Annotated in this window: 6 protein-coding genes; all 6 read left to right on the top strand. The window is 25.2% G+C overall.

All coding sequences use genetic code 11. The annotated features are described in order from the left end of the window. Positions 1–547: 547 nt before the first annotated feature. The 6 genes from gshB (at position 548) to hda (ending at position 14,077) form a co-directional block, all read left to right on the top strand. Positions 548–1,495, top strand: a complete 948-nt coding sequence (gshB, locus tag GFV14_RS01720) for a glutathione synthase (protein ID WP_457914616.1) — start codon at positions 548–550, stop codon at positions 1,493–1,495. A 2,836-nt stretch (positions 1,496–4,331) separates the two neighbouring features. Beyond that, entirely contained in the window at positions 4,332–5,027 is a 696-nt protein-coding gene (gene tsaB, locus GFV14_RS01725; protein WP_457914617.1) for a tRNA (adenosine(37)-N6)-threonylcarbamoyltransferase complex dimerization subunit type 1 TsaB, read from the top strand. Positions 5,028–10,116: 5,089 nt separating this feature from the next. After that, positions 10,117–10,824, top strand: coding sequence for a septum site-determining protein MinC (gene minC, locus GFV14_RS01730; protein ID WP_457914618.1), 708 nt, complete (start codon positions 10,117–10,119; stop codon positions 10,822–10,824). 26 nt (positions 10,825–10,850) lie between these two features. After that, positions 10,851–11,669: a septum site-determining protein MinD gene (minD, locus tag GFV14_RS01735; protein WP_457914619.1), complete on the top strand. Its 819-nt coding sequence runs from the start codon at positions 10,851–10,853 to the stop codon at positions 11,667–11,669. Further along, positions 11,669–11,947, top strand: a complete 279-nt coding sequence (gene minE / locus GFV14_RS01740; protein ID WP_457914620.1) for a cell division topological specificity factor MinE — start codon at positions 11,669–11,671, stop codon at positions 11,945–11,947. Before minD ends, minE begins: the two co-directional genes overlap by 1 nt. Positions 11,948–13,372: 1,425 nt before the next feature. Continuing rightward, complete coding sequence (gene hda, locus GFV14_RS01745) at positions 13,373–14,077, top strand: DnaA inactivator Hda (RefSeq protein ID WP_457914671.1); 705 nt, start codon at positions 13,373–13,375, stop codon at positions 14,075–14,077. Positions 14,078–14,183 lie beyond the last annotated feature (106 nt).

Consider the following 14,183-nt stretch of genomic DNA (forward strand, 5'->3'; position numbering starts at 1 on the left):
GAATAAAAATTATGAACAAATAGAGATAACTTTATTAAAACAGATATTATAAAATATGTTCTAGCATTACATAACACGTCTTAGCAGGATTTTAAGATTTATTTTTTGGTAAGATTGCGTAACAATCAACACAGGTCATTAATAAAAGAAATACTTTGATAGTTTTTGTATTTCAAAAACTATTTAAATGTATAAAGTACATTAGCACTTTCTGTGTATGTAGGGTAAATATTTTAAATAATTTGTAATATATATTAGATAATATTATCGAGATAGAAAAATACAAAAAACTCTATGTTTTTAATGTTTCTCTCTCAAGTTCTGAGGTATTGATTGCATATTAGGAGCATTAAAGATATCGTTAAAGATAAAAAATTATCGAGTGAGTTCAAAATCTTATTTTTAGTTTTTCAAACTAGTTATTGTTTGTCAGTTGAAGAAAAATATTAAATAAGAGTATAAATTTTAAGAATATTAAAAATGATTACAATTTTAATCAATCGCTTTATTGAAACTGTGCTTCTATTATTTCGCTGAAAGAGAGAAAATGATTAAACTAGGTATCGTTATGGATCCTATTTCATCCATTAAAATTAAAAAAAATACTACTTTTTCTATGATGCTGCAAGCTCAACGTCGTGGTTATGAAGTTTATTATATGGAAATGAATGATCTTTATTTGTATAAAGGTAAAAGTCGCGCAACAACCAGAATGATTACTGTAAAAGAAAACTCAAATAAATGGTATGAATGTCATGATGAACAAGATCTTGCTCTTGAAACACTAGATGTTATTTTGATGCGTAAAGATCCACCTTTTAATACTGAATTTCTATATGCGACCTATATTCTTGAAATAGCTGAAAAAGAAGGTACTCTTATTATTAATAAACCGCAAAGTCTACGTGATTGTAATGAAAAATTATTTACTGCATGGTTTCCAGAATTAACACCAGAGACTTTAGTAACACGTAATCCTAAAAAATTACGTGACTTCCATAAAAAATATGGTGATGTTATTTTAAAGCCTCTTGATGGGATGGGTGGTGCGTCTGTTTTCCGTTTGCAAAAAAATGAGCTAAACATTAATGTTATAATTGAAACTTTAACGAAGAATGCAACATGTTATTGTATGGCACAAAATTATCTTCCTGCAATTAAAAATGGTGATAAACGAGTCTTAGTTGTTAATGGTGACGCTATTCCGTATTGTTTAGCGCGGATTCCATCTCACGGAGAAACTCGTGGTAACTTAGCTGCAGGAGGACATGGTGAAGTACGTCCTTTGAGCACAAGTGATTGGGCAATATCACATGTCGTTAAACCAATCTTGAAAGAAAAAGGCCTATATTTTGTTGGTCTTGATATTATTGGTGATAAGTTGACAGAAATCAATGTAACCAGTCCAACTTGCGCACGTGAAATTGAAACAGCTTATGGTATTTCTATTACTGGTATGTTAATGGACATAATTGAACAAAATATTAAAAAATAGTATCATTCATGATGTGTTGATACTTATCATGAGATTCTGTTTTAAAAACAGTATAATAAATTATATATCTTTATAAGATAAGAAAGTATGCTTTGTAAAAAAATTAGAAAAAATATTTGTATTTTGTTGTATTAAGTATATAATTTTTCACTTTTAAAAAAATTGTTAACTATATAGAAATTCATTTGATCAACTGATCAAATTCTTTTTTAGCACTATACTCCAAAAATTATATGTATTATTTTAATGACATTCTTATAATGTCAATATTTTAAAAGATGAATAATTATAGTTCAAATTATTTTTAAGGAATGTAGTGGTATGTTATATAACACAATAGACTATTCTTTCTACATGTGATATCTCATGATCACATTATCCTAATAAGATCGAATGATTTTTTAGAAACTGTTTATTTTTTTAATAAGTTAGTATAAGACAAAGTAATCTAAATAAATAGATTCAATGCAAGTGTTCAATGGTTTCATAGTTTTTTATGTTGAGTGATATATTCTAATTCACTGAATATATTGTTGATTATAGAGTGCTAAAGAATTACATTTATATTTAAATTAATGCAATGCAAGTAAAAAGTTTTTAGTATTTTTTGATAACTGTTAAAGTTGAGTATATTATATACTATACGCGCATATTTTCTATGTTAATAATATATGCTTTATACAAGTAAGTTATTTTTATGTAGTTTAAATGTTTTTTCGGGCTATTTTATCTTATAATATTTCTTGTTATTTCTAGAATTCAATAAGATAAATTTTATGTGATTACCGTGATAAGTGTGCTGGATGTCATAATTTTAGTAAAATTATAGACTTTTTGATTTTTAATTAGTATTATTTAATACCTTTTCGTATATTATAGTAATAATGAAAATAGTGTTAGTATTTCAATAAATTCTAACCTACATCTTATAAATTATATTTTTAAATATCTGCTTAAATAGGTTAAAATCGTTTTTTCGTAAAATAATTTTTTTTAACTTATAGAACATAAGTTTCTATACTGAATACGCTCACCAATATCAGTGCATAGCATGAAGTATCAATAGATTAGAGAAGTGTATGCATGGGTAAACTTATATGTATTTAGCTTATGTACTCATGTTCGGGGAAAGGTAATGTTAGTAAATTAAATATTACTAAAAAACTAGATGTATCATTTTTGATTGATCTACCCTTATGAAGGTAAAATAATGCTGTTAGATAAATTTATTGACTAAAAAGTAGTTGAAATTACTTATGTCTCAAATAGTGCAATTAATAGATATTAAAAGTAGTAGTATTATAGTATTAAACCTCAAAAAAATATTTTTATGATGCTATTGCATAGTTTATTAACCCTGTATTAAAATATATAATAAAGCATTAACCTCGTATTACGAAACCTTATATTAATAAGGTATTAGTGATAATATAATAAATAATTCTTTAAGCGCAATGTCGTTAAGTTATAAAAAATGTTGTGTGTTTAAAGTGTAATATTAAGGATTAGGATACACATCTTCCGCTAGTCATCCATAATCTATTGTTAGTTAAACGTTCGTTTGAAAAGACTAGTGTTGCAAATACATAAAGAAAGTTAATATAAATGTTTTTAACTAATTAAAATAGCTTCTCTTAGATCTCGTGAAGAATACTTTGTTAAATCTCAGAATTAAATAATTACTTGATTTTATATTGAATATTATAATGACTGATGAAGTAACATTAAAATAGATTAAATTATAAAATAGTGATGATATATTTACTTAATTATATTAGCTTTTCGTGTAGTGAGTAAAAGTATTTATAATAAATTCTATTATATATTAAAATCTCTATAGCAAAATAATGTCTTATTTTGTTCAAAGATTTTTTATTTTTTATTAAGTATTTAAATCATTATTGGCTCGCTGTAAATAATAAATTTTTTTGAGAGTGCAATCTTATATATTATTATCTAATTTTTCAATATATTACAATTTCAGGATATGCCTGAAAGTTTGAAAATGATGGGTCTATTTTTACTTTAGTAATATTTTTAATAATTAAAGAAAATTTAGAAAAATAATGTTTATATCGTCATTTCTGATCTTGTATTTTCATGACAACATTGCTGAATAAGCAATTAAATATTTTAAGAATAGATTTTATTTATCTTCAGATAATAAGTGATTAATTGAAAATTAATTTTATTATCTGAAGACGTTATTTTTGTGCACATCAAATACATAATAACGTATAAATTAGCTAAAAATTTTAAAAATGTGTATTATGCTAGTGTTTATATATAATAAAAGTAATAAAATAAATTATTTAATTTTTTTGGATCCTATCATTATAGTTTTATCACTACTATTGCTCTTTGAGAAACGTTTAACATCATATGGAATGCGCTTACTTATAAAATAAGTAATTAACTTATTTTATTATATTGTATGACGAACTGTTTTGTATTTTTTCTACTATTAATAATTATGCGTATTTTCTGAATTTTAATGATTAAACTCAGGTGTTACTTTGGAATGGGTTAAGGCAAGGATATCTCTGTCATGTTAACAATTATGGAATCATTATGATTGATGATAATTATTTAGTTATTCGTGCTTGTAGGAATAATGCAAAAGGAGTTTTTTGCATTATTATTAAAGTATATGCATTTTAATAAAAATAGCTGAATATTTTGAGAAAAAAATTAACATTAATAATGGTATTTAAATTTAGTCTATTGGAGTATTTTATACTTTTAATCGCTAGTATATGTTATTTGAAAATGAAAGTTTTGGATTATCCTGTATCAGGATGGTAATATTAAATTTAATTATTTTTAGGATCATTGCATGTCGAGTCGTATTCTTGCTATTGATACAACAACAGAAGCATGTTCAGTCGCAGTATTGTGCGATGGAGAAATTATTTCTCGTTTTATAATTGCACCTCGAGAGCATACTCAAAAAATATTACCAATGATTCAAGAAGTATTATGGAAAGCAGAAATTCATCTAAAACAATTAGATGTATTGGCATTTAGTCGAGGTCCTGGTAGTTTTTCGGGTGTGCGTATTAGCATTGGGATTGCACAAGGTTTAGCAGTGGGTGTAAAATTACCTATGATCGGAATTTCATCACTAATGACATTAGCAGAGGGTGCTTATCGTGTTAACGGGCAATCAAAAGTATTAGTTGCTATCGATGCTCGCATGTTAGAAATTTATTGTGCTCAATATCAACGTGAAGAGAATGGAGTATGGTTTGGTGAAGATACTGAAGCTGTTATGAGTCCCCAGAGATTTAAAGATACTTTGTCAAATTTAAATGGCATATGGGGTTATGCTGGTAATGGATGGACAATATATCCGCAGCTTCATGAGAACACGATTAAATTAATAGAAAGTACAGTAAGCTTTCCGAGGGCACAAGATATGTTACCAATTGCTGAACGTCTGTGGTTATCAGGAAAAATTCAGTCAGTGGAAGAAGTGAAACCAATTTATCTTCGTAATGAAGTCACCTGGAAAAAGTTACCAGGACGCTAAGCTTTATTATTTTACAATATCTTCTGTGATAATTATATTGATTTTAATTATAAAGATCATCATCTTTTCTCATAATGTTCTTCTTTTAATATCTATTTACGATAAAGTAAACAGATTTTATCATAGATTACATAAAGCGTTTGTGTAAACATCATAATAAAAAATTTTTTATTAGAAAAACAATATATTGAGATCATATTATCTTTATTTTTTCTATTTTAAAGATGATATATTCTAATAATAATATTGATAAATCTAACATTAGTAGGTAAGATAAAATACATGAGAGTATAATAATTATTCTTTTAATGTGTATAGAAGTAGGCAATATAAGTATTAAATACTATCATCGTGTTGCAGATAGTATCGACAGCTTATAATACAGTAAATAAAATTGCATAATATAATATTAATTTAATGTATATAGATAGCATGTTTTAAAAAAATAGATTACTAAAATATTATTTTAATTTACTATACTAACATGAGTCATGTTAAACTGAAATAAAATATTATTTTTGTAAAGTCTTGTGAAAATTATACTGTCTTAGTTATTTTATAATAAAATATTTTATTAGATAGTCGTTATATTATATGTTTAATTTAATTATATAATTATATAAAAAGTAATTTTTAATATTAAATTAATAATTACATTTATTGTTATTTATAATCTAAATCTAATTTCTTATTAAGAAAATTTTATTGAGAGTCGTTTTGTGAAATTAGAATAAAATTCTATAGAGATGATGTATAAATATATTTTTTCTGTCAAAAGTTTACAGCATAATTATGCTATATATGTTATTAAAAAGGTCTTTAAAATATAACTGAAGAAAAGTATTTGTCGTAAGACAATTTTTGTATTCAATATACGTTATAACACTAGTTTTAAAAATTAGTATTTCTAGTTCAGATAATGCAGCATACAGTCTAGCAGCTTAGTTACATCAACATAGCATGTTGATAATATTTTATGAATAATGTTATTAAATATTAAGATCTTAAGGTTTGTTATACAAAAATTTTATAACATTATAAGATAATAAAGTACTTAAATTTTTGAAATAATTACAAATATGTACATTTAAATCTATAGATTACTTATGTGAAAATTTACAAAAGTATTATCATATTAATCGTCATGATATAGCTATTATTATAATTATATATAATAATTATTTATTACAGTGATTGTGAATACAGTGCAGCTACTACTCATAATCTATAATTAATATATCCTCTTGAGGATGAGAAAAACTTATAGTATTACATTAGATGAGAAATCTTGTAATACATTACACTTTGATTTTTTTAGAAACTGAAAATATATATCATTCAAAAAATTAACATATATAAGTATTTTACACTTATATATTTTATTTAAAGAGTTTTAATCAAAAATTACTTTGTAGTTATTTTTTAAAAATACTTTTTAATTATTTAAATGTGTTAAAATAGAGATTGTTAAAGATAGCTCTAAATCTGTTGGTTTCAACGTTAAAATTCTTAGTTTTAATGTTTATACTAGCAAAAATACTAAAACGTAAATATTACTTTTATAATTATTTATGCGGAACAGTATTAAATTTTGTAGATATAGTGCATGAACATATCAGAATTCAGGTGAAATATTAAATATATTCTTAATATGATATTAGTTAAGATGGGTATAAATTGAACATAAAAAGATACCTTGATGATTGCAGTTTAAAGAGGTAAGGCTTGCATATATTCATTTTTTGTCAACAAAGACGACACTGATAAATAGTAAAGACTTTTCAGATAGTGTATATACTTGATGCTGTGCGCAATCGTTGATATAGTATAATCTTAAAATCTTCATACTAATTAATATCCATTATGAGTAGTGAGTAGTTAAACACACATTAACTTATCTAAAAAATTTGAGAAATATAGAAAAATGTTTAGTTCTATTCACATGCTCAAATTTAGTTTGTCAATCTAGTAAATAATTTGCGTTTATTGCTTTCATTTCGGTTGCATTGTTTCTATAAACATGTGATAATATATGTATCAATACATAGTGTAGTTAATGCAATACAGTTTGTTAGTTAACAATATAACTATTAATTAATTGTAATTTTCAGAAAGCGTACATTAGTACGCTAAAATTAAAATATATTTTATAATAACATTAGTCCTTGATTTTACAAGCTGCTTGTTGGCATAGTTTATATAATATTCATGCAATTTTTAACAAAATAAAAGTTAAATAGTGTGCTGAATTTTTATTAATTTCTTGACAATAGAAAATTAATATTTCTTTTAGTAAAATATTATTGAAAGATGTGTGTCTCTTTACTTTTAAAAAACAGAGAACGTATATGTATAATGTTTTTTATAATTATTAGATCTGCTGTATGAAGTTTTAAGTTTTTTTCTTAAAAAGGACAGTATATTTAGTTCCTATCTAAATATTTTTTCTAATATATCATTATATTTTTATAAGGTATATATCGGTAGTTAATTCCAGGTAAGAGAATATAATTTTATCATGTATTTAATTATGAGTATTTGTGAAGTAATGTGACAATATTTTCTTTACAGAATCCACAGTCATTTTATTTTATAAAAATAATTATTTTTCTCTAGAATTGAGTGAAAAGTAATCCTCATGATTATTATGCGAATTTTCATTATATAGGAGAAGAATGTTCAGTAACACTTTAGTATATATAATTATATTTTAAATTTAAAATCAATTCATGACTCTAATAATTTAGAGTTGATTTCAATAGACATTATTATTCTATATAAAATAATTTATAATATTTAACTGTATAATTTTAAAAGAAAAAAATTGATTTTAAGCAAGCTTTAGCGATTGAAAACTCATCTAATGTTAGGTTTGTTTTATTAGTGATTATTTTTTATAGGTTATATATGTAGTATTTTGTTTATTTTTTATAAATAAAACCACCTCTTGTTAATATCTTTTAAGATACATGAAATACATTATTACGGCACGTATACAATGACAAGCAGTTCTCATCAGATAGGATTTTATATAAAAATTTTTATAAGATCGCAGGTGTTTCAATATTAAAAATAATTAACTTATATTTAAAATCAATATTATGAAGAATATGTATTTTAACTAACTTTACTTTTCTAAAATAAATTATAGTCAAATAGTATATTTGTAAAAATATTTAATCACGCTGTTAGTATTGTTAATATTGTACAATAGTTTGTGATTTTTAAAAATTAAGTTCCTTAAAATATATGTGATATCTTTCTGTGTAACAGTAAGATCATAAATACGAAATTAATAATTTCAATATAAATATTGAAATTTTTTCGCTATTTTCTATTGAGTTTATAGTATTATTTATCGTAATGACTGCGAACAGTATATGATGTAAACTATACTGTAACATTTCATCTGTACTCTAATTTTTATCCTATAAAATTTTGTTATAGATACTAGATGTATTTAGTGTAAAACTATTAATGTATTTTTCGATGCATAACATTGCTGATAGTGACTAACAGTTTATGAAGTAGAACTGTTTATGTCAATCTCAACATGTTATTTATATTGGCAGTATTCTACTTGAATTTCTTAGTAAATCAATTAGTAGCGATATTTACTACTGAATTCTGTTGTATAGATAGACATAATATAAAACAACTTACACACATACCATTAGTGTATGTAATGTTTAGATCTTGAAAACACTGTTTAATTTGTTAAAATATTTTTATAATATTATATATTGTAGTTGATTTTTCTGATATATAAATAAGATACTAGAGTTTAAAAACAAATTAGTCTTTAAAAACTGACGTTATAGTGATTTAAATAGTTATTTCATATTATATGGATCTGCAAAAAATATCATTTTTATAAATTAATTATATGTTGTTAACTTATGTATAACAAACCCTATTTTATTATTTATTTATATAGTTTTAAACAGTATGTAATTAACAATATATCAAAACTCAGTTTAATATTTCCTCTTTATAGGAGATATATACTAGACTATAAATTAGCATTGTATTGAGGTATTTTGATTACTGTTTCTAAAAAATTTTTAGGAAGTTAAAATTTTTGTAAATTATATTTAGCAGCTTGATGTTTTAATAATGTTTTGTAAAGTTTTATATATTTAAAGTGATTATATGTATATTTATATATTTATAATAATTAAATTGATTTTACGGGATAATGTGAACTTTTCTGTATGATTTTACTTTATATTAATTCAGTTCATTAATAATAAAAAATCACAACTAACTGTATGTAAAGTATCTGTTTTAATTTTATATTTAAGGATGTCAATAAGTTGTATGGTCTTTCGTTGTGCTCAATTCTAAAATATAGGAAAGTAATTTTATGGTTTAAATTTGTTTAGTATACCTATAAAGATTGTTTTACTTTGCGTAAAATGCTAAAATATATTGAAATTAAGTTTCTTAATCTGAGAAACTAATGTTGATCTTTTAGTGTTGCTCTTTTCAGCAATAAATATTTTTTGTCATATAGTATTGTAATACACTTGAAATAAATTGCATTCAATTATTTCAAATCATTAAATGATGTATTATTACTTATCTGTAGCATTAATATATTGCCTTATATATTTCAGAGTATTCATAACCAATAGAGTTAAGATTTAGCAATGTAAATAATAAATAGAGTTTTTTAGTTAGGTTCAACTATAAGCACTGTTTTTCTAACCAGAAAAACAAGTTAATACTTCTTAACAGAAAGTGAAGATTAAAGATCACAACTCACATGAATTAAATTTTATTTAATTTTTAATATTATATTTTCAGTTTGTTTAAATTATAAAAGGATAAGATTATTACATATCAGGGAAACTCAGTTGTTGTATTAGCTGTTTTTTTTGGAGAACAAGCAAGATCATAATTCGTTTCAATATAGAGACATTTTAATTATACTTAACACTGCGATACATCATATAAATTATTATATTGAATTTTTCTTGATTCATTGTCTTGTTTGGATAAGACAGTAACTGTAATATGCTATTATTTTACAGGATATATTCACCCGAAGTTTGTTTCGGATATTTTAATTTTGTGAGCACAATAGATGTTAAAGTCGCCCATAGAACTCAAAGGTAGTATCTTTACTCTTACAGTTCTTTACCTTCGAAGTGAAGAACCTATACTTATCAAAAAAGCGCTACAAGATAAAATTAATCAAGCACCAGATTTACTTCAAAATGCACCAGTAGTTATTAATGTTGCTGATTTAACAGAATATGCTGATATATATAGTATTTATAAAGCAATTATTTCAACTGGTTTAAGAGTTGCTGGACTTAGCGACTGTAATAATTGTGTTTTACGTCAAAAAGTTAATGATGCTGGTTTACCTATTTTGAATGAAGGTAAAAAACAAAAAACTACTAATATTCAGTCATCAACTACATTAGTATCTACATCTTCTAAATATGCATTTAATTACTGCAAAACACGTATTATTAATTCCCCTGTTCGTTCAGGGCAACGAATTTACGCACCACATAGCGATCTTATTGTCACAAGTAATGTCAGTGTGAGTGCAGAATTACTTGCAGATGGTAATATTCATATATATGGTTTTATGAGAGGTCGAGCATTAGCAGGCGCTTCAGGAAATATTGAAAGTCAAATCTATTGTATTCATCTACAAGCAGAATTGCTATCAATTGCAGGTGAATATTGGCTAAGTGAGCAGATACCACCTGAATATCTTGGTAAAGCAGTTAAACTTTGTCTCGTTGATAATAAATTAAATATTAAAAACTTATTTTAGGCTTTATTGTTTACAAGGAATTATTTATGGCACGCATAATTGTTGTTACATCTGGTAAAGGTGGAGTTGGTAAAACAACTTCAAGCGCGGCCATAGCTACAGGTCTAGCGAAAAGAGGAAACAAAACAGTTGTCATCGATTTTGATATAGGTTTACGTAACCTCGACCTTATTATGGGGTGTGAACGCCGTGTAGTATATGATTTCATTAATGTTATTCAAGGTGACGCCACTCTTCATCAAGCTTTGATTAAAGATAAACGTACTGAAAATCTTCACATCCTTCCTGCGTCGCAAACTCGAGATAAAGATGCTTTAACCGTTGAAGGTGTTGAAAAAATTTTAAATGGATTAAGTAGGGACTTATTATTTGACTTTATTGTATGTGATTCACCAGCCGGTATTGAAAGCGGCGCTTTAATGGCATTATACTTTGCAGATGAAGCAATTATTATAACTAATCCTGATGTGTCGTCTGTACGTGACTCTGATCGGATTTTAGGTATTCTTGCATCAAAATCGCGCCGTGCAGAGAAAGGACAAGATCCAATTAAAGAACACTTACTTCTTACACGTTATAATCCTTTTCGAGTTACTCGTGGTGATATGTTAAGCATGGAAGATGTTCTTGAAATATTGTGTATTCCATTAATTGGTGTAATTCCTGAAGATCAATCTGTTTTACGTTCATCGAATCAAGGTGAACCTGTTATTCTAGACGAAGAATCTGATGCAGGACAAGCATATAGTGATTGTGTTAATCGTATTTTAGGTGAAGATTGTCCGATACGATTTATTGAAGAAGAGAAGAAAAGTTTTTTAAAACGCTTATTTTGGAGTAAATAATGGCTTTATTAGATTTTTTTCTGTCGAGAAAGAAGCCGACAGCAAATATCGCCAAGGAGCGATTACAAATTATTGTTGCAGAACGTCGACGTGGCGATAGTGAACCATTATATCTATCTGATATGAAAAGAGACATTTTGAAAGTGATTTGTAAATATATTCACATTGACCCAGATATGCTCTCTGTTCAATTTGAACAAAAAAATGATGATATTTCAGTGTTAGAACTGAATGTGACCTTACCAGAATGTGATGATGTTAAGTTTTGCGAAAAATAATTACAACAAGTAAGTCGTTATTTGATTATTATGATAATGGCTTACTTTTATTTTTAAAATAATTAATTTTAAATTATTACTCTTAGAGAGACATAATCTATAATAGATAGATTATGTGAAACATTTTTAGAGACAATCTTTATTTTAAAATAAAGTTGACTGTGATGATGATGGATTATATTTTATTTAATGTCTATTCTATCAGTATCTATAAGTAGATTAATGTTTTTTATAAATGTTAAATATTAATAATATTAGAGTGAACGTTTGTGATTCAGAACTTATTATTGCAAGTTAAAACATACAGTTATAAGAAATTGAATCATGTAAATTTTACTATCATTTGAATATTTACTATTAAATTAAACTATATCTTTAAAATTACATCAATAAACTTTATTGTTTTTATTAACTACGTTTAGAAATTTTATTTTCTAGTTTAGATAAAAGTATTTTAAATAATTCAAATGAGAAATATAAAAAATTGAATAGTAAAACATTTCTATTTTAAAAGTTTTATTAAAAAATAATTTTCAATAATAATTTCTGATAGTTTATTTTGAATCTTTTTGTCTGCTATTATTTTTGATTTATTTCTTATTATAAGTATAATTTATAGTCATGACGTTATTAATTAGTAAATATTTTAATAGATCAAACTCTTTTTTTAGCATCTAAGATATACATTTTATTCAAACTTATATATAGATTAAATATTTTATTTAATATTACGCACCTAAAAATTAGATTCCAATGAAAGATATATTTTTTAGTTATTCTCTAATTTTAAAAAACTTTCAAGAAATAAAAGTAAGCTTATTGATTAGATTTTAAAAATATAATTTTCGAAGAAAATCTTATTACTGATTAGCACGCAAATATAAATTTAGTGTATCATTAATACGAATAGTGTTTAAAATATGTTTATAGATCGTTACAATACTATTATGTTACTACTCATTTTGAGTACCACTAATATCATAGTAGACATTACAAGTTTATTTCGTACTATTTAAGTGATAAAAGTAAACGTCACAGACAAATAAGTTTTTTTATATTTTAGGCTGAATATAATATTATTAGTATGTATAAACATATGTTAGTTAATAGCAACGATAGATATAAATATTTTCTTATAGGATGCAGAATATGCTAGGAGAATCATTGAAATTATGACAAGGAATAAATGCAATCTGTCTAATATGATCCTGAAGTGTTAAGTGTGCTTCATGTATATTAAGTGGTCTAGAATAGCTTTGAAGAATATAAAAAAATTTTAGTAGTCTGCATATTATTTTCTTTTATTTTCTAATCTAAGATGGTCTCTTTTATGCAGAAAAGATATTCTATAGGTTCTTACTCTTCATCTAATTTCATTATTTATGCTACATTGTTACTGTTAATTAATTTGTACGTCTAGAGGTAATCCTGAACATACCATTGCAGCTTTCACTACCACTTTATTTACCTGATGACAAAACTTTTTCTAGTTTTTACTCAGGGAAAAATGAGACATTATTATCTGCTATTAAATTAGCAATTAACCAGTTAGTAGGGAGTTATATTTATTATTGGTCTCGTGAAGGAGGAGGTAAAAGTCATCTATTGCATGCAGCTTGCGCTGAACTGTCTGAACGGAATATAGCAGTAGGATATGTTCCTTTAGATAAAAGTACATACTTTGTACCTAAAGTTTTAGAAGATATGGAGTATTTAGCTTTAGTTTGTATTGATAATATTCAATGCATTGCTGGTGATCCTCAATGGGAAATAGCGATTTTTAATCTTTATAATCGCATTTTAGAAATAGGTCGAACTTGTTTATTGATTACAGGCGATAGGCCTCCACGTCAAATTAAGCTTACTTTGCCTGATTTAGGATCTCGTCTTGATTGGGGGCAAACTTATAAACTATATCCGTTGAGTGATGAAGATAAAATCCATGCATTACAGTTGAGGGCCCGTATTAGAGGATTTGAATTACCTGAAGATGTTTGTCGTTTTGTGTTAAAACGTCTTGATAGGAAGATTGGTACATTGTTTAATATATTAAATAAATTAGATCATGCATCAATAGTAGCACAGCGTAAAGTAACTATTCCGTTTGTTAAAAACATTTTGCAATTATAATATTTCAGAAGTTAAATAACTATTATGTTCTGTTTAACATATATGATAATTTACGTTTTTTCTAGTGAAAGAGATAATATTTCTTTATTGCTCTTAACAGTACAAG

This window comes from Candidatus Hartigia pinicola, assembly GCA_020541205.1.
Classification (GTDB): Bacteria; Pseudomonadota; Gammaproteobacteria; order Enterobacterales; family Enterobacteriaceae; genus Hartigia; species Hartigia pinicola.

Excerpts from the sequence above, each read along its gene's own strand:
- minC (WP_457914618.1), top strand. The coding sequence starts at position 10,117 with ATGTTAAAGTCGCCCATAGAACTCAAAGGTAGTATCTTTACTCTTACA.
- gshB (WP_457914616.1), top strand. The coding sequence starts at position 548 with ATGATTAAACTAGGTATCGTTATGGATCCTATTTCATCCATTAAAATT.
- minD (WP_457914619.1), top strand. The coding sequence starts at position 10,851 with ATGGCACGCATAATTGTTGTTACATCTGGTAAAGGTGGAGTTGGTAAA.
- tsaB (WP_457914617.1), top strand. The coding sequence starts at position 4,332 with ATGTCGAGTCGTATTCTTGCTATTGATACAACAACAGAAGCATGTTCA.
- minE (WP_457914620.1), top strand. The coding sequence starts at position 11,669 with ATGGCTTTATTAGATTTTTTTCTGTCGAGAAAGAAGCCGACAGCAAAT.